The organism is Flavobacterium sp. CFBP9031 (assembly GCF_034044945.1).
Lineage (GTDB): Bacteria > Bacteroidota > Bacteroidia > Flavobacteriales > Flavobacteriaceae > Flavobacterium.
In genome coordinates this window covers 246009-264059 of sequence record NZ_JAXCWF010000006.1, presented here as the reverse complement: position 1 = coordinate 264059, position 18051 = coordinate 246009, and the positions used below count along the sequence as shown (strand labels likewise).

The 18051-nt window shown below is 36.2% G+C and carries 14 protein-coding genes; 7 read left to right on the top strand and 7 right to left on the bottom strand.

Annotation, left to right across the window (positions count from 1 at the left end):
- Positions 1-186: 186 nt before the first annotated feature.
- Positions 187-2163 carry a sigma 54-interacting response regulator gene (locus SOM12_RS12605; protein ID WP_216359040.1) on the top strand — a complete coding sequence of 659 codons (1977 nt, stop codon included), beginning with the start codon at positions 187-189 and terminating at the stop codon, positions 2161-2163.
- A gap of 123 nt (positions 2164-2286) precedes the next feature.
- Here the strand turns inward: SOM12_RS12605 and SOM12_RS12600 are convergent, their stop codons facing one another.
- The gene (locus SOM12_RS12600) at positions 2287-3075 is read right to left on the bottom strand and encodes an alpha/beta hydrolase (protein ID WP_320493664.1); all 789 of its coding nucleotides are present in this window, start codon (positions 3073-3075) and stop codon (positions 2287-2289) included.
- Positions 3076-3356: 281 nt separating this feature from the next.
- Here SOM12_RS12600 and SOM12_RS12595 point away from each other — a divergent pair, with 281 nt between their 5' ends.
- Positions 3357-4193, top strand: coding sequence for an alpha/beta hydrolase (locus SOM12_RS12595; RefSeq protein WP_320493663.1), 837 nt, complete (start codon positions 3357-3359; stop codon positions 4191-4193).
- A gap of 167 nt (positions 4194-4360) precedes the next feature.
- Here SOM12_RS12595 and SOM12_RS12590 read toward each other — a convergent pair whose 3' ends face one another.
- Entirely contained in the window at positions 4361-5041 is a 681-nt protein-coding gene (locus SOM12_RS12590) for a metal-dependent hydrolase (protein ID WP_320493662.1), read from the bottom strand.
- Positions 5042-5533: 492 nt separating this feature from the next.
- Here SOM12_RS12590 and SOM12_RS12585 point away from each other — a divergent pair, with 492 nt between their 5' ends.
- The 4 genes from SOM12_RS12585 to SOM12_RS12570 are packed head-to-tail and all read left to right on the top strand — an operon-like array spanning position 5534 to position 10288.
- Positions 5534-6988, top strand: coding sequence for a TolC family protein (locus SOM12_RS12585; RefSeq protein ID WP_320493661.1), 1455 nt, complete (start codon positions 5534-5536; stop codon positions 6986-6988).
- Positions 6989-7981 (top strand): HlyD family secretion protein, encoded by a 993-nt coding sequence (locus tag SOM12_RS12580; protein ID WP_320493660.1) that lies wholly within the window; start codon positions 6989-6991, stop codon positions 7979-7981.
- A 5-nt stretch (positions 7982-7986) separates the two neighbouring features.
- Entirely contained in the window at positions 7987-9162 is a 1176-nt protein-coding gene (locus SOM12_RS12575) for an ABC transporter permease (protein WP_320493659.1), read from the top strand.
- Positions 9131-10288, top strand: a complete 1158-nt coding sequence (locus SOM12_RS12570; RefSeq protein ID WP_320493658.1) for an ABC transporter permease — start codon at positions 9131-9133, stop codon at positions 10286-10288. Before SOM12_RS12575 ends, SOM12_RS12570 begins: the two co-directional genes overlap by 32 nt.
- Before the next feature lie 187 nt (positions 10289-10475).
- Here the strand turns inward: SOM12_RS12570 and SOM12_RS12565 are convergent, their stop codons facing one another.
- From SOM12_RS12565 to aspT, 4 genes are read right to left on the bottom strand one after another with little or no spacing between them, the layout of a single operon-like run.
- Complete coding sequence (locus tag SOM12_RS12565; protein ID WP_320493657.1) at positions 10476-11669, bottom strand: porin; 1194 nt, start codon at positions 11667-11669, stop codon at positions 10476-10478.
- Between the two features lie 20 nt (positions 11670-11689).
- Positions 11690-12739 carry a type II asparaginase gene (locus tag SOM12_RS12560; protein WP_320493656.1) on the bottom strand — a complete coding sequence of 350 codons (1050 nt, stop codon included), beginning with the start codon at positions 12737-12739 and terminating at the stop codon, positions 11690-11692.
- A 28-nt stretch (positions 12740-12767) separates the two neighbouring features.
- The gene (aspD, locus tag SOM12_RS12555; RefSeq protein ID WP_320493655.1) at positions 12768-14414 is read right to left on the bottom strand and encodes an aspartate 4-decarboxylase; all 1647 of its coding nucleotides are present in this window, start codon (positions 14412-14414) and stop codon (positions 12768-12770) included.
- A 34-nt stretch (positions 14415-14448) separates the two neighbouring features.
- Positions 14449-16143, bottom strand: a complete 1695-nt coding sequence (gene aspT / locus SOM12_RS12550; RefSeq protein WP_320493654.1) for an aspartate-alanine antiporter — start codon at positions 16141-16143, stop codon at positions 14449-14451.
- A 396-nt stretch (positions 16144-16539) separates the two neighbouring features.
- Between aspT and SOM12_RS12545 the strand changes: the two genes are divergently transcribed.
- Positions 16540-17562, top strand: coding sequence for an LLM class flavin-dependent oxidoreductase (locus SOM12_RS12545; RefSeq protein WP_320493653.1), 1023 nt, complete (start codon positions 16540-16542; stop codon positions 17560-17562).
- 56 nt (positions 17563-17618) lie between these two features.
- Here the strand turns inward: SOM12_RS12545 and SOM12_RS12540 are convergent, their stop codons facing one another.
- Positions 17619-18023, bottom strand: coding sequence for a (R)-mandelonitrile lyase (locus SOM12_RS12540; RefSeq protein WP_320493652.1), 405 nt, complete (start codon positions 18021-18023; stop codon positions 17619-17621).
- Positions 18024-18051: the final 28 nt, after the last annotated feature.

Genomic DNA, 18051 nt, shown 5'->3' with positions numbered 1-18051 from the left:
ATTTAGTAGGTTTTGGATTAACAAATATAGGAATAAACAATTTTTATGTTTTGAAAAATAATATGAAAATTACGGTTAATTGTGATTTTTATTTATCTAAATTTGGAAACGACTAATTTTAATTGTGATAATTAACTATTTTTGTATCAATAAATTAAGTGCAAGATAGATAAAAAATAACCACTTATGAAAAATTCTCCCGATAACGGATATGAAACTGTTTCTTCAGGTTTGAAAAAACGAATTTTAATTGTAGAAGATCAATTTATTGAAGCTCACGATTTACAGTTAATTCTCGAGAAAGCAAATTATGAAGTTATCGGAATCGCGCGGTCGGTAGAACAGGCATTGGAACAAATTGAAATTGAAAAACCAGATTTGGTCTTCTTGGATATTATGCTCAAAGGAAGCCGAAATGGTATTGAGTTGGCGCATATTCTTAAAGAGAAATATATTGGTTTCATATTTATTTCTGCCAATTCAAGTAAAACTGTATTAGATCAAGCTAAAACTACTCATCCTTATGGGTTTATCGTAAAACCTTTCCGAGATCAAGATGTGCTAACGACTCTTGAAATTGCATTTTATCGTCAGCAATACAGCTTAGAAAGTCAGCTCATGCAGCAGTTTCAGTTTCAGACCGCAATTACAGAAATTATAAATTCAAATCTAAAGAAAGAAGAGGCGTTATTGGCATTTGCAAAAGCGGCTCAAACTTTTATTCCTTTTGATTATTTGGAAACGGGTTTTGTGACTTCCACGCATTATGATAATCTCGGAATTGTCCGCAGAAATTTAGAACAATATCAAATCATCAATTTGCAGAAACTTTCGCAAATAGCGGTATTGTCAGAAAAAGAAATCAACGAAACTTACAGGAAATCTAAAGTAGATAAAAAGCCTGTGATTTATAGCGAAGAAGCATTGATTAACAACCTGCAAGAAGCGCCAATTAAAGCTTTAATTGCACACAATTTTGGGATCAAATCTTATTTGGTTTTTCCGCTTTCAATTGCCTCGATCCAGAGCTATCATTTTACTTTTTACAGCCGTAGCCTTAGTGTTTATTCTCAAGAACACTTGCGATTATTAGGTTCACTTGAAACGCTTTTTCATCAATTTATTGCTAAAATTTATTCGAAAGAAGATTTAAATCTGCCTATTAAAAAAACGGAAGTCAAAAGCACAACTCCTCCTGTAAACACGCAAGAAGGTTTTAAAGGGATTATTGGCAACAGTTCGCAAATGGGCACAGTTTTTAATTATATTCGGAAAGTTTCGCCTTCAGATACTTCGGTTTTAGTTTTAGGAGAAAGCGGAACAGGAAAAGAAAAAATTGCGCAAAGCATACATGCTTTATCTCCGAGAAAAGACAAACCTTTGGTTATTATCAATTGTGGCGCTATTCCTGAAAATCTTGCCGAATCATTGCTTTTTGGGCATGAAAAAGGGGCTTTTACAGGCGCTTTGGACAGACGCATTGGTAAATTTGAATTGGCAGATGGAGGAACTATTTTTTTAGATGAAATAGGAGAGATGTCTCTCGAATTGCAGGTAAAACTGCTTCGTGTTTTGCAAGAAAGAGAAATTGAGCGTGTAGGCGGTACTTCGCCAATGAAAATAGATGTTAGGATTATTGCGGCAACCAATAAAAATTTGGAAGAAGAAGTGGCAGCAGGACGATTTAGAATGGATTTGTACTATCGTTTGCATGTTTTTCCGATTATGGTTCCGCCATTAAAAAAGAGAAAAGAAGACATTCCAGATTTAGCTAATCATTTTATAGCAGTTTATAGTGAGAAAATGGGTAGAAAAGCGCCTATTCTTTCCGATTTTGCTTTGCAGCAGATTATAAATTACAATTGGCCAGGAAACATTAGAGAACTCGAACATGTAATGCAACGCGCCATTTTGCTGACAGAAGGAAATGCGATTAAAGAAATTGAACTTTCTATGTCTTCCAAAATGCATCCTGAACCAGCACAAGAATCATTTTCTATAAAAACGATATTAGAAAATGAACGAGATTATATTTTGTATATCCTTAAAAAATGCAACGGAAAAATTTCTGGTGCTGGTGGCGCCGCCGAAATTCTGGATATTCATCCGTCGACTTTAAATTCTAAGATTAAAAAGCTGGAAATTAAGAAAGGGATTATTTAGTGGGAATATTGATTCTGTTTTTTTAATCATGTTTAAACATAGCCCGTGGTTTCAACCACGGGAACATTTAAAAATTCCGCAAGAGGTTTCAACCACGTGAACACAAAAAAAATCTGCAATCCATTAAGAAATTTTCTTTAGCCAATTGGCGATGAACTCAGCAATAGTCTGCCAGTTTTCTTGATTTATACTCAAATGATTGCCCTCTTGAAATTCTTTGTAACAAGTGATAGAATGAAGGTTTTTGTATTTTTTAAAGTTTAAATAATTTAGAGAAGCAGGAACAAAAGCATCTTCTGAACCCGATACAAACAAAAGCGGATTGTGTTTTTTCTTGAAATCAATCTTAGCCGATTTAGAATAAATGTTTCGTATAACTGATTTTGATTCGGGAATCAATAGAGCTTCGTAAGCTTCTTTTTGCTTTTCAAACGGCATTTGGTTCGCAAAATAGTATTGCCATGTCTTAAAAGGCATTAAAAAGGGCTTATTTGTTGAACTAAAGCAATCGGAAAGATTCCATATTGCTTTATAAAACGAAAAATTAAAATGCATAAGATTACCAGGCGGAATAGAATTGATGCAGATTCCGTGCGATCCCAGTTCTTTTTGAAGCAGTAACTGCGTTAGAAGTCCGCCATAGGAATGACCAATCAAAATTGGTTTTTCAGGAAGCTTGTCAATGATTTCAGTGTAATAATCCAATAAGTTATTTAAACGAATTAAAGCAATTTTGGACTCTGAATGGTTTTGTCTCAAATCGACTGCCAATTCGTTTTTGTAAAGCCAAGGCGGAGCAACCGTTTTATAGCCCTCATTTTCAAAAAAAACAATCCATTCTTTCCAGCAAGCATGGCTGATGAATGTTCCAGTAATAAACATAATCGTTTTTTTAGTAGATAAATACATCATATCGAAGCTGTTAGATTAATGTTTAGAAAAGAGTACTATTTCATTTACAAAAAACAAAAGGAATGCCTTTTTTATAAAGTATTGATTCTAAAAGAATTGTTTGTAAAACAGATTTAGGAATTATTATATATCGTTAAAAAGAAGATTGGATTCTTGAAATATCATAATTCTTTAGCATACGAATAATCGTTAAATGCTTTATTGTTAGTGTTCTGCGTTTTGGTTTAATCTTTGTCTACTTGATGAAAACGAATATTGATTTCAATCTTTAACTTATAATTATGGAAAAAATTTATGACGCAGAAACACGTTTTGCCGATTTAGGCGATCGTAAAATTGCTTATCGTTCGTACGGCAAAGGAAAAGCAGTAATTTTTGTGAACCGTTTTAGAGGAACACTAGATACTTGGGATCCGTTGTTTGTTGCATCGATGGCAGAAAAGTTCAACGTTATCGTATTTGATTATTCTGGAATTGGCTCTTCTACAGGAAGCCTTGCTCCAGACATTACCGTTGTAGCCAAAGATGTAAAAGATTTGGCAGATGCCTTAAAATTAGATTCGGTTGTTGTTTTAGGATGGTCTTATGGTGGGTTGGTGGCACAGACGGCAACTTTGCTTTATCCTAATTTGGTAACGCATGCCGTTTTGGTAGGAACAAATCCGCCGGGAGAAAACAAAATTCCTATTGAGCAAGCTTTTTTTGATGCCGCACTCAAACCTTTAAATGATTTTGATGATGAAATTGTGCTGTTTTTTGAACCAAAATCAGAATCAAGCCGTTTGGCAGCAAAAGCTTCGCACGATAGAATTCATAAAAAGATAGCCGTAGATAAAATTCCTTCTACAATGGATGTTTTTCAATTGTATTTTGGCGGAGGAGATACTTTTAGAGAAGATGCTTTAAACTTTAGAGAACAATTGAAAAAGACCAAAACTCCTATTTTAATCATTTCTGGAGATCATGATATCAGTTTTGCTGTAGACAATTGGTATTCGATTATCAATCAAATGACAAATGCGCAAATGATTGTGTATTCGGCAACTGGGCACGGACCTCAGCATCAATATCCGGAACTTACCGCGCAATACATCATTAATTTTGTGGAATACATATAATTTGAAGTTCATCAGCAGAACTTCATTATATGCAAAAGGAATAGTGTCAGCAGCTATTCCTTTTTTTTATGAAAAAAAATGGTGTTGTTTTCTGTAGTCTTTTTTATAAAATGATATTTCGCTAAAACCCACATTTTAGCGAAATATAGCAAAGAAAAATAACTAATTTAAATCTCGATGGTTGTGTTTATTTTAGGCAGGAATAATTGAAAAGAAGCTTTGTTAAACTCTTCTAAAGCTTTCTGATGATCCATTACAATAAATCCGAAAGTATCGTAATGAACGCCTAATATTTTGTTTACCGCAACGAGTTTTGCGGCTTCAATAGCTTCTTCAATTCCCATAGTAAGTCCGTCGCCAATAGGGAAAACAGCGAAGTCAAGTTTGGTAAATTTAGGAATGAGCTGCATGTCTAAAGTTAGAGCCGTATCGCCGCTGTAATAGAAATTTCCATCTGTTGTTGTAAGTACAAAACCACACGCAATTCCGCCGTAAGAACCATCTATAAAACTGCTTGGATGCTGGGCTATTACACATTTTACAGTTCCGAAATCAAAATCAAACTTTCCTCCTGGATTGATGGGGTGTGCATTTTCGATTCCGTTTTTCAGTAGCCAATTATAGATTTCAAAATTTCCGAGCACTTTTGCGCCCGTATTTTTGGCAATTCGCTCTACATCGAGAATATGGTCATAATGCGCATGAGAGATAAAAATGTAATCTGCTTTTATAGCATCTACATCAACCTCTTTGGCTAATTCGTTTGGTGTAATAAAAGGATCGAAAAGAAGGTGTTTTCCGCCGGCATAAACAGAAAAACACGAATGTCCGTAGTAAGTAACTTTCATGGTAAAACGTTTTAAATCAGTTAATAATAATATTGGTTTTCAAGAAATGTGCCAGTGGGGAATGACGTTATAAAAGCAAAATTATTAAGAACTGTATTTAAACGTTCTAGCGGAGCAAAATATTTATAGAAGAATCTATTTCGCATCTACAAAAAAGCTCCAGAGGAGCGGCATAAAAATGGTTTTAGAGAAGGAGATTGCATTACGCTGATTTTCCGTAAATTAAAATAGCACTTATAAAATAAAATCTTTATCTTTAACTAGTTGGTATATTGGTTTATATATGATTTTTGCTGATATACTTTTTTTCGCTGTTTAAGTTAAGGACCCCAAATTTTCATAAACAGTCTATTCTAAATACATTCAAACCATTTCAGAATTTATCTGAATAATAAGTTTTTATTTCATTTCTATTTTATCCTGCAGTTTTTAATTAAACAGCAAAGAAGTCGCTAGTTAAAAGTAATTTCAATTCATAAGAATATTATATAGATGTACGTAAGACTAAGTTTTCTCAAACCTTTTATTTTGTTTTGTCTTTTTGTATCCTGCTTGGAAACAAAAGCGCAGACCACTTCTCTAGAAGAATGTTTTTCTATAGCACAGCAAAATAATATTACCATCAAACAGGCAAGATCTGCATTAAAGACAGGCGAATACAATCTTCAGGCAGAAAAGAAAGGCTATTTGCCTAAAGTAGATCTTTTATCGAGTTATTCTTATTTGAGCAGTCCGCTTACGATAAATCTACAGACCGTTAAAGACGGAATCGTTGAAGGTTCATCACAGCAAAGTGTGAATACGGCAAACGAAATTTACCATGAAATTACGGGAAACAACTTATCGCAGGCAGCGCAGGATCGTATTTATAATACTTCAAAAACAGTTATTGGCGGTATTTATCCAGACTATAATCCTAGTTTAAGCAAACAGTCTTATTTTGTTGCAGGAGTGGGAGTTCGTCAGCCTATTTTTCTTGGAAACAAAATAAACTCGAGTATAGATCTGGCTCAATCGGTTGCTAATTCGGCAGGAATTGGTGTTGAGATTGCCGGTAAAGAAGTTAATTTTTTAATTGCAGTGCAATATCTTAGAATATTATACCTCAACTCTTTAATCAAGAAACAAGAACAGATTGTAAGTGCTTTAGACAAAAATAAAAATTACGCCGAAGAATTGGTCAAGAATAAAATACTGCCTCCATACCAAAAGAACTGGACGAATGTGGTTTTAATTCAGGCGCAGACTCAGTATAACAATATCAAGATGGAAAAACAAAATGCCCATCTTGAGCTGAATAAACTGATGGGAGTTGATCTTGACGCTGCAATAGTGATTTCTGATACTTTAAAATATGCCGAAATCAATCTAGAGAAACCTATGAATGAGTATTGGCTTACAAACCCGGTTTACAGAATTGCAAACAACAAAATCTCTTATGCAGAAACTGCTGAAAAAATCAGTAAATCATTGGCTTTGCCTAACATTTTTGCCATTGGAAATTACAATTTATATCAGAAAGACTTACCCGTTTCTATTCCCGATTGGTTTGTAGGGCTGGAATTGCAATGTACTTTGTATAACGGACAGACCAATAAAAGGACTTTAGCCGCAAAACAGTTGATAGAAGAAGCGAAACTAGGAGAAGAGAATTCCAGTTTAATGCTTCAGGTGCAGTCGAGAGTGGCAAAGAACAAAATGACATCATTGCAAAATGATGTTATGGCTATGGATGCAGCGAGAAAGGAAGCCAATACGACAAGCAGTTTAATAACCAAGAGAATGAACAATCAGCTCTCGTCGCCAAAAGATGTTAATGATGCTTTATTGATAGAAACAGAAATAGAAAAAGGGTATTATACAGCTGTTTTAGGATACTATCTGGCATTAGCGGAATATTTTAATAGTTTAGGAAATCCAAGTCAAATAACGCAATTTATTAAATAGATGAAAGATATATTTAAAAACTACTGGGCGCTGATTATTCCAATCTTTGTAGTAATAGCAGGACTGATTTTTTTCTTAAAAGACAACAATAAAGAAGATGGCAATTTTATAGGAATGGTCGATGCAACCAGTGTAGATGTGGCGGCCGAATTTCCAGGCAGATTGGATTCGTTGCTTGTAAAACAGGGCGATACCGTAAAAACAGGACAATTGCTGGCTGTACTTCGATCTAACGAAATAAACGCCATAAAAGCACAGGCATTATCGGCAATTGATGCTGCAAAAGGACAGCAGGAGCTGCTTACGCAAGGAGCAAGACCAGAATTGATAGAAGCGACTTCTAAACTGTATCAAATCAGTCAAGAGCAATATAAATTGTTTAGCACGACTTATGACCGCATGGAACGTCTGTATAATGAAGATGTGATCTCGGGACAGGAAAAAGATGTTTTCTATTTTAAATTTCAAGCCGCAAAAAAGGAAATGGAAACCGCTCAGTTAAATCTGCAAATGCTCAAAAATGGTACAAGACCCGAATTGTTAAAAACCGCAAATGCCATCGTAAAACAAGCAGAACAAGCTTACGAACTAACAAAAGCACTTGGAGATAATACTAGAGTTTATGCTCCAGCAGACGGAGTAATTTCTAACTTGGTTACACATCAGGGTGAAATTATTTCTATTGGGTATCCGATTATGACCATAGAGAAAAAGAACTCAACGATAATTAAGTTTAATATCCGACAGGATAAATCCAATTTGCTTAAAGTGGGAAGCAAGACAGCAGTTAAAGTTCCAGGTTGCGAGCCCGAAACGTTTGATGCCGTTGTGCATTCTATTGCGCCTACCTTAGAATTTGCCAATTGGGTTCCGTCCAAAGATAAAGGAGAATTTGAATTGAGAACTTTTACAATAGAAGTGAAACCCGAAAACCTTGCACAGATTAAAGGCCTTCGTTCTGGTATGACTGCTTCTTTAATTCTTCCTCAATGATTTTGATGACGAACATAATCATTAGGGAGTGGAAGCGCATTCTGAGTTTAAAGGTTTTTTACTTGGTAATGCTTGTTGTTCCTGTCGCGTTGTTTTTCTTTTACGCTTTTATTTACCAAAAACAAGATGCCAAGAACTTAGCATTTGCTATTTGGGATGAAGATCAAAGCGCCATAAGCCGAGAGCTGATTTTTTTATTAGAGCAAAAAGAAACGTTGCAGATTACGAGAAGAGTAAGCAGCGAAGCCGAAGTTAAAAAACTGATTCAAGAAGGTAAAATACTGGGCGCCGTGCATTTTCCTGCAAATCTGCAAAAGAATATCTACAGCCGGCATCCGAGTAATGTGACTTTGTACACCAATGCCGCCGCGCTTGTTCCTGCTAAGTTAGTTTATAAAGCTGTCGCCGAAGTTGTAATTACAGGAAGCACAGGTGTAATTTTGCAGAAACTGGTAAAAACGGGAATGAAATCTGATCAAGCGATGGCGATTGCTAATCCGATTAGTTTGAGAACCTATCAGCTTTATAATCCAACTTACAATTATCAGGAATATTTGGTTCCGGGTTTAATAACAGTCGGAATGCAGATGATTCTAATTATCAGTTCTATGCTGGCTTTAAATTATGAATGGGTTACAGGAACGATGCACGAACTATACGATTCATCAAAAGGTTCTGTTGTTGTTGCAATTATAGGAAAAACAATAGCGCATCTTGCCATCAGCTGGATTAATTTTATCATCATTACAGGGATAATCTTTCCTTTTTTTGATATTGGCATTCCTGCAGCCACCGGAAAGTTTTTTGGACTATACACTATGCTTTCTTTAGCCTGTATTGGCATCGGTATGTTTATATCGGCTTTGTTCAAAGATGTGATGCTTTCTGGGGATGTGGCTCTTTTTTATACTTCGCCTGCTTTTGTGTTTAGCGGATTTACTTTTCCCAGGTGGGCAATGCCTTGGTACGATCAGTATTATGCGCTTATAATGCCTTATACCGCTTTTTTAGACGGTTTTTTTAAGGTGTATTATATGAATTTGCCTTTAAAATATGCTCAAGGCGAATTTGCGAAACTCTTGTTGTTTTGCTTGGTCATGTACCCGACAGCAATGTTGTTGTTTAAACGTCAATTTAATTCGATTAAAGATGAAAAAGAAACCGCAACAATCGCTGATTAATCTCTTTTTGAGAGAAGCTTCGCAAGTAGTAAAGGATCATAGTTTGCTGCTTACGCTTCTTATTGCTCCTTTGCTGTATGCTTTTTTTTACGGAAGCATTTATGTCAATAAAGAGGAATTCGATGTAAAATTGGCTGTGGTAGATGATGATGGTTCGAGATTATCACGTTTGCTGCAGCAAAATATAGATGATTCCCCAATTGTAGAACTGATTCATTTTTCGAATTTGGAACAGGCAAAAGAGCAGATGTATCAAGGCAATTGTCAGGGATATTTTTATATTCCAGAAGGAACAGAAGCGAATTTGCTGAGTTTAAAACAAAGCAATGTAGTATTGGCAATCAATGCGGCCAGATTTCTGCCATCGAGCGATTTGTTATTAAATGTGCAGCAGATATGTTTGACCGTTGGAGCAGGAGTACGTCTTCAATATTATCAGAAAAAGGAAGGAATGAGTACTACCATTGCGATGGAAAATGTGATGCCTGTAAACTTAGATTATCGTCCTTTATTTAACGAAAGATCGAGTTATGGCGCATTTTTATTGCCAGGACTTTTGGCTTTAATTCTGCAGCAAACCTTATTAATTGGCTTATGCGAAAGTGTAGCAGGCGAGCGGCAGCGTTCTCGTTTAGGAGAATGGCTCGGTTCGGGTATTTCTAATGGAATTTGGGGCAAAGGATTATTCTATCTGATACTTTTTGCTTCGTATGGCTTTTTCTTTTTAAATGTAAATTACAAACTGCTCAATTTACCCATGAGAGGCAGCGGATTCGAGTTAAGCTTATTACTGCTCTTGTTTATTGTTACTTTAATTCCGATGGCGCAGTTTATAGGTTCGTTATTCAAATCGCAATTGCTTTGTTTGCAGATGATGGCTTTTTCAACTTATCCGATTTTCTTGATTACAGGATACAGTTGGCCATTTGAATCGCTTCCGCTAGCATTGCAGTGGCTGTCTAATCTTTTGCCTACAACGCCTTTTATTGTTTTATATACCGCCATTGTACAATCGGGTGCCAGTTTATGGGATAATCCGTCTGTTTTATTGCATCTTATACTGCTTTTTGCTTTTTATAGTACGATCTGTTTTATTCGTTTAAAATATTTGATGGGGAGAGAATAAAGAATAAAGAATAAAGAATAAAGAATAAAGAATAAAGAATAAAGAATAAAGAATAAAGAATAAAGAATAAAGAATAAAGAGAACTTTAAAAACTGCTCATCTGCGAGAGAACAAATAATACAAAATGCTGGAATAAATCGCGTTTTACGATGTGTTCCAGCATTTTGTATTATGTGAATTTACAATATTATAATACCACCAAAGGAGAAATTACACCAAGCATAATTCTTCCTGTTGTGTTGTTAGATTGTCCCAAATCTGTTTTGGCATAATCACTGTAATCGTACCATCGAGCTACATAAGTGGCAAAAAACTTCAAGTTAAAGTTTTTAATCGGATAAAATTCTACAGTTGGAATAACGCCCCAAGCCGTACGAATTCGGTTTGAACTCACATTTGGATCTGGAATATCTTTCCATGAAGCTTTGCTGACCATTCCGATAGCCGAAATTTTCCATTGTTCATTTAGAGAGTATACCGCTCTAAGCCAATGCTCGATATAATAAACATTTTCTGCCGCATGATCTAAAACAGTATCTGGAAGCAAAGAACTCACAACTCCTGTTCGGTCAAGATCTTCGCTGCTCCATTTGAAATCATATTGAAAGAGCCATTTTTTAGATCTAAACTGATTTCCTAATGCGGTATAATACATATTTACAGGTTTTCCATTTTTTGTGGCTTCCTGAAAAATACTGAAACTATAAATGGTTTTAAATTTTCCGTCTAAAAAACTTCCATTCCAATTTCCTACATACGCTGCAGGAAATTTTGCTTCTTCTACATTGGGTACATTTTGATAAAGTTCAGAAAAAGTTTTGGTTCTAGAATTTAAAACCTGTCCAGAAAAGGTATGATTTTCATTTAGTTTCCAGTTGACCTGAACTCCAGTTAAAAAGTTATCCGAATTCTCTACAATATCATTGTATTGATAGATATCAATCGGATTCATGTCAAATTCATAACCACCCCAGTTTGCTGTCATTTTTCCAATTGCAATACTGGTTCTGTCGGATATTTTATACCCAATAAAAGCTAAATCGGTAGAACTGCTGATGTTATCTGTAGATTGTGGTTCTGTTTCTTTAGTATATCGGTCTCGAAACCTAAAAAATACTTTGTCCTTATAGACTCTCCCTTTTACTTCCAGTCTAAACTGGTTTACTTCAAATTTACTTTCAGTATATTTTCCATCTTCTATATAGGTGTTAAATCCTAATTGAGTATTGAAAATTAAATCAACATTATTAAGCAAATCAACTTTGGTTGCTTTGATCAAAGGTGTTTTATGATTTAGGACGGTATCAGTCTGTTTTTCTTGCTGTGCATAGACGCCAGCTGCCAGAAAAACGCTCAAAATTATTGAAGGTAAGATACGCATAGTTTACAATTTCAATTGGATTAATACTCAAAGAAGTATTCTTGGAGTTTTTTACTGTCTTTAGTTTGGGTAAGTCCCAACATTAATAGAATCCTCGCTTTTTGAGGAATTAGATCATCTGCGACAATAGTACCAAGCTTTTGATCATCGGTTTCGTCAAACAAAGTAACTCTTCCAGATGGTACTCTAGAAGCTCTTGCAACAGCAATTCCTTTTTTAACAGCGCTTGCCGCAGCATCTGAGTTTACTTTATTTAGATTTCCGTTACCTAAACCACCAGTTACAATTCCTTTTACTCCCGAAGCTACATACGCATTTATGGCAGTTGCCGGCGCATCAGCGTATAATTCGACAACAGCTACTTCTGGTAAAGTGGTTAAGCCTGTAATATCAAACGGAGTATTTTTATTGGTTTTTCTAATTGGACTTTCATAAAGTGTCACTTTTCCGTCATACACCTGTCCAATTGGACCACTGTTTGGAGCTGTAAAAGCATTTAAGTGAGTAGTGCTCGTTTTTACGGCATTTCTTCCTGTAAAAATATATTCATTAAATACCAGTAAAACACCGCTGTGTGCTGCTTGTTTAGACGCAGCTAAAGTTACAGCATCATATAAATTCTTTGGACCGTCTGCGCTTATGGCTGTTGCTGGACGCATAGATCCGGTAACGATTACGGGTTTATCAGATCGTACCGTTAGCGATAAAAAATAAGCTGTTTCTTCCTGCGTATCGGTTCCGTGGGTGATTACGATACCATCGGCTTCATTATTTTTATAAATTTCGTTGATTCTTTTATTCAGCTTAATCCAAATCTCCACAGTCATGTCCTGACTTCCTACATTTGAAATCTGTTCTCCAGAAATTTCGGCAACTTTATCAATTCCTGGAACCGCTGCGATTAAATCTTTTATAGGTAATTGTCCCGCAGTATAAGCAGAGCGATCTGCAGATGCGCCTTGTCCGGCAATTGTTCCTCCAGTTGCGAGTATCTTAATTCTAGGTAATTTTTGAGCATAAGTACCTGTTACTAATAAAACGGACAATAATAAAGTAAATAAATTTTTCATAGGTTTAATATTTTAATTTAAGCTTCTATTATTTTGTTGAGTTTTCCCAACTGGTTACATATTCCATTAAAATTTTACGGATATTTTTTCCAAGAATCAGATAGCTATCAGTTGGAAGATTAGCAAGAGAAACCCTGATACTCCATTCTGGGCCAGCAAAACCGCCTCCATTTAAAAGTACGATTGCTGTTTTTTCTGCTAAACGGAATAAAACATCAACGGGTTCAAAATTTGTTTTAAGCCAATTGGCAAAATCATCACCATGAAAGTGTTTTGCCGCTACCATAATATCGATTTCAGAATAATATCCTGCACGCATCGGATCTTCTAGAATCGGAACTTCTAATCCTTCCCATAACAAGCTCAGGCGTTTGTGAATAATAGACTGTGTAAGCGTTTTATAAACATCCTGAGTATCTAATAAACAAAATGCAGAGAAAAGCATCATTTGAAATTGCTGAGGCAGAGATAGTCCAGCCGTGTGGTTTAGAGCTACTTGTCGGCTATCAGCTACAAGTCGGTCAATAAACTTGATCTTTTCTGGTTCTAATGTTAGAGAAGAATAACGATCGTGCAGTTCTTTTTTAAGTTCTGGACTTAAATCGGCAATTTTTTTATCGAAAATATTGTCTTGATGAATGGCAATCGTTCCAAGTCTCCAGCCTGTACAGCCAAAATATTTTGAGAATGAATATACCGTGATGGTATTTTGTGGAATAATAGCCATTAATGATCTAAAATTATTAACGAAAGTTCCATAAACGTCATCTGTAATAACCATCAAACCTGGGTTATGATTTTTTACTATATCAGCGATATAATTGAGCGTGTCAGTGCTCATTGCAGAAGATGGCGGATTGCTCGGATTTACCACAAAAGCCACTTTAACCGCAGGATCTTTAAGCTTATCTAATTCAGAATTTGGATATTGCCAAGTATGGAATCCGTTTTCGCCAACTCCACTTGCTTCTACATAAACGACATCAAATTTGTATCGATCTAATTCCGGAATTTCGATATAAGGTGTAAAAGTAGGCGTAAGCAAGGCTATTTTATCACCACGCTCGGTAAGGTGATTTTGCATAAGCGAATCAAAAATGTAACACATTGCAGCTGTTCCGCCCTCAACAGCAAAAATATCATATTTGCCTTTATTGTTTCCTGCACCGCACATTTCCTGTACCAAATAATCATGAACAATAATTTCTATCTGACTTAGCATACGATCTGGGACAGGATAGTTAAATCCGATTACAGCTTCTATCCATTCACGGATCCACGCATCGCCATCAAAATCATGTTTGTCTACACCATAATGATATGTTTTTTCTAAAAGTGCAGCAGCAGGAGTATCTTTATGTTTCAATAAAAAAGCTTCAAAACGAGAAGCCACTCCGCTTTTGTTTTGTACAATTCCTGCTAGAATGCCTTGTTCTTCCATAACATTGCGGCATTCTTCTAATGCAAATTGTCCGAAAAGGAAAAAAGCTTCTCTAGGAACTGTAGCAATCCAGTTCGGATTTCCTCTTCCGGCATTAAGTGTTATCGCCGTAGATTTAAGCGCACTTTCATCTGCCAAATGAATTAATTCATTTTTAATTTCAAATGGGCTGAGGGTCTGAAGTGTTTTTTCTACCTCTCTTGATGTTTTTATTTTTGAAATATCAATTGCCATAACTAAAATATTTAGAGATTATATAAAAATTCGACTAACTCATGATTAAAATAATGACGACACCCCATATAATGAGCAGCGTATTACCAACTGCATAGGTCACGGTATAACCCAATGCAGGGGTTTTGCTTTTTACAGCATCTTGCAGAGCTCCCAAGGCGGCAGTAGTTGTTCTTGCCCCAGCAGCACATCCTAAAGTAATAATAGGATGAAATTTGAAAATGTATCTCCCTATAAGAAGTCCGAGGATTAACGGAATGGCTGTTGCTGCAGCACCCGCGATGAAAAGCCCCCATCCAGCTTCTTGAAAACCTACGATAAAACTTGGTCCCGCTGTAATACCCACTACAGCGATAAATATGTTTAAACCAACATTATTCATAATCCACAAGGCAGGCTCTGGAATTCGCCCAAAAGTAGGATGCTGACCTCTTAGCCATCCGAAGAATAGTCCAGATATTAAGGCACCTCCACTGGTACTAAGGCTTATTGGTACTCCGCCAACTTTAATGGTTAATGCGCCAAGTAGTCCGCCTAATACAATTCCTAAACCAACAAAGGCCATATCTGTAGAATTTGTAGGGCGGTCCGGATATCCAATATGTGTCGCAACTTGATCTACGTCTCGTTTAATACCAATTAGTTCGATCATATCTCCTTTTTGAAGAACAGTATTGGGTAATATGGGCATCTGGATTCCAGCTCGCTTTAAAGATCTCACGACCACGCCGTGCATGTATTTTAAATGACGCAAATCGGCAATGGTTTTGTTGATGACTTCTTTTTTTACAATTAAGATGCTTAAAACTTCTACAGGAAAATTAAGAAGTTCGATATCTAGAACTTCTTTTTCATTTACAGCAACATAGTTCATCATGTATTCTCTTCTTCCGCCGAGTGCGACAACATCATTTTCTTGAATTACAAATTCTGGACTAGCATCTATGATCTCTTTTCCTCTTCGAATTCGCTGTATAAACAAACGTCTGCCTTTTCTTTCCAATTCATTTTCGACATCTGCAACTGTTTTGTTGTTAGCATAAGAATGTGCGGCAATCTGATAGGCATTGTATATTACACGATCATAAGCAGAGGCAATACTTGGATCATCGCCAATGGCATCTCCTCCAAGCTGAATCTCGAGTTCTTTTGCTTTTTCCACCAGATTTCCACCTAATAGTTTTGGACCAAGAGAAGCCAATAGCCAAGCAGATCCAGCAGTTCCGAAAATATACGTTACAGCGTAAGCAACTGGAATTTTGTTAATTAAAGCCGTTTTTTGATCGGCAGGAATACTAAGCTGATTGATAGTGTCAGACGCAACACCAATTACCGCAGATATGGTTTGAGAGCCTGCAAGCATTCCAGAGGTTAATCCCATGTCGTAGCCCATAATCTTTCCTATTAGATACGGACAGATCAAGCATAAAACGCATACTACTGCGGCATAAAGCATTTGAGGCAGCCCGTCTTTTTTTAAACCTCCAAAAAATTGGGGTCCGACACTGTATCCAACGGCGAAAAGAAACATAAGGAAAAAGACAGATTTAACGTTGGGAGAAATTACAATGTCTAATTGCCCGACTAAGACTCCCACAAGCAAAACACTGGTAACCGTTCCTAAAGAAAAGCTTCCGATTTTAAATTTTCCGATAAAATAACCTAGTGATAGCGTGAGAAAAATTGCCAGTTCGGGATAATCTTTTAATGTAGTAATAATCCAATCCATAATTATTTGTTTTTAGTTTAGATATATCAATAATTGATTATGAAAATCGAGGAGTACGAAAAGATATGGGAGAGGCGTTTAAGAAGAAATTATTTAGGCCATTCAAAAATATGTCATAAAGTGAGAATAATTGCATGATTTTGAGGAGGATATGTTTCAAGTTATAACTTGAAACAAGAAAACTTGAAACTTAACGTTGCAAATTGGAAGCCGCCCCTAAGAAATTGAAATTTGAAAGAATGTTTTCTTTTTCTTATCAGTTGTCAAAAAGCACATTATAAAAATGCATCAAATTCCAATTATGTATTTTTTTAGAATTAGTGCAATTATGGAGTAAAGTATAGCATTAATCGGTTCTGATGCGTATATTTGAGAGAATAAAAAAATAAAGCCATTATGAAGAAAATAGGATTTTTATCATTTGGGCATTGGGCTAATCATCCGTCATATAAAACTCGTACTGCGGCAGATACATTGTTGCAATCCATTGATTTAGCAGTGGCTGCTGAAGAAATAGGTATAGATGGTGCTTATTTTCGAGTACATCATTTTGCGCAGCAACTGGCATCGCCTTTTCCTTTGCTTGCGGCAGTAGGAGCGAAAACAAGTAAAATCGAGATCGGAACTGGCGTAATCGATATGCGTTATGAAAACCCATTGTATATGGTAGAAGATGCTGGATCTGCCGATTTAATATCAGAAGGTCGTTTGCAACTAGGAATTAGTAGAGGATCACCAGAACAAGTTATTGACGGTTGGAGTTACTTTGGTTATGAACCTGAAAAAGGAGAAACGGATGCCGATATGGGCCGTAAGAAAGCACTAGAATTTTTGGATAAACTTAAAGGAGAAGGATTTGCAGAACCAAATCCGTACCCAATGTTTCCAAATCCGCCTGGATTATTGCGTATTGAACCGCATTCTGAAGGATTAAGAGAAAGAATCTGGTGGGGAGCGGCGTCAAATGCAACGGCGGTTTGGGCTGCCGAAAACGGAATGCATCTTCAGAGTTCTACGCTTAAGTACGATGAAAACGGAAAACCTTTTCATGTGCAGCAAGCCGAACAGATAAGATTGTATAAAGAAGCTTGGAAAAATTTAGGACATCAGCGTGAAGCGAGAGTTTCGGTAAGTCGTTCGATATTTGCATTGGTCAATGAGCAGGATCGATATTATTTTGGCGGACAAGCCAAAGGCAATGATAGTTTTGGTTATATCGAGCAAGACAAAAGAGCCATCTTTGGTAAAAGCTATGCGGCAGAACCCGATAAACTAATTGAAGAACTTGCTCAAGATGAAGCTATTCAAGAAGCGGATACTTTATTGCTAACTATTCCGAATACCATTGGTGTAGATTACAATATTCATATTTTGTCTTCTATTTTAGAACACGTTGCACCTGCATTGGGCTGGCGATAAGTTTTGACAAAAAGAATGAAAAGAGCCCTCTGTTTATAGAGGGCTTTTTTTATGATTTAGTTTTCATTTGCAGTTTTATACTCTTCATCAGTAACAGGATTGAGCCAAGTTACTTGAGTATCTTCTTTAAAGTTAGTGATTGCCACATGAACCATTGTAGTTGTTGCGCTCGCACCATGCCAATGTTCTACATTTTCGGGAATATTGACTACATCTCCTTTTTGAATTATTTCAGCAGGTTTGCCTTTTTCTTGATAAAGTCCATGGCCTTCAATAACCAACAGAACTTGACCTTTTGGATGTGTATGCCAGTTCGTTCTCGCTCCAGGTTCAAAAGTTACGCTGCCTGCTGAAAACTCATTGTTTTTATCTCTTGCAATTAAAGGCTTCAAAAATGCATTGCCTGTAAACCAATCTTTAGAAAGAGGTTCTCCTTTTGGAAATATTTCTGTTGAAGTCATACTTTTTTTTTAGAATTACATGCAGTTA

Coding starts and splice junctions, on each gene's coding strand:
- SOM12_RS12565 (WP_320493657.1), bottom strand. CDS start 11,669: ATGCGTATCTTACCTTCAATAATTTTGAGCGTTTTTCTGGCAGCTGGC.
- SOM12_RS12605 (WP_216359040.1), top strand. CDS start 187: ATGAAAAATTCTCCCGATAACGGATATGAAACTGTTTCTTCAGGTTTG.
- SOM12_RS12595 (WP_320493663.1), top strand. CDS start 3,357: ATGGAAAAAATTTATGACGCAGAAACACGTTTTGCCGATTTAGGCGAT.
- SOM12_RS12560 (WP_320493656.1), bottom strand. CDS start 12,739: ATGAAAAATTTATTTACTTTATTATTGTCCGTTTTATTAGTAACAGGT.
- SOM12_RS12590 (WP_320493662.1), bottom strand. CDS start 5,041: ATGAAAGTTACTTACTACGGACATTCGTGTTTTTCTGTTTATGCCGGC.
- SOM12_RS12600 (WP_320493664.1), bottom strand. CDS start 3,075: ATGATGTATTTATCTACTAAAAAAACGATTATGTTTATTACTGGAACA.
- SOM12_RS12585 (WP_320493661.1), top strand. CDS start 5,534: ATGTACGTAAGACTAAGTTTTCTCAAACCTTTTATTTTGTTTTGTCTT.
- SOM12_RS12575 (WP_320493659.1), top strand. CDS start 7,987: ATGACGAACATAATCATTAGGGAGTGGAAGCGCATTCTGAGTTTAAAG.
- aspT (WP_320493654.1), bottom strand. CDS start 16,143: ATGGATTGGATTATTACTACATTAAAAGATTATCCCGAACTGGCAATT.
- aspD (WP_320493655.1), bottom strand. CDS start 14,414: ATGGCAATTGATATTTCAAAAATAAAAACATCAAGAGAGGTAGAAAAA.
- SOM12_RS12580 (WP_320493660.1), top strand. CDS start 6,989: ATGAAAGATATATTTAAAAACTACTGGGCGCTGATTATTCCAATCTTT.
- SOM12_RS12545 (WP_320493653.1), top strand. CDS start 16,540: ATGAAGAAAATAGGATTTTTATCATTTGGGCATTGGGCTAATCATCCG.
- SOM12_RS12570 (WP_320493658.1), top strand. CDS start 9,131: ATGAAAAAGAAACCGCAACAATCGCTGATTAATCTCTTTTTGAGAGAA.
- SOM12_RS12540 (WP_320493652.1), bottom strand. CDS start 18,023: ATGACTTCAACAGAAATATTTCCAAAAGGAGAACCTCTTTCTAAAGAT.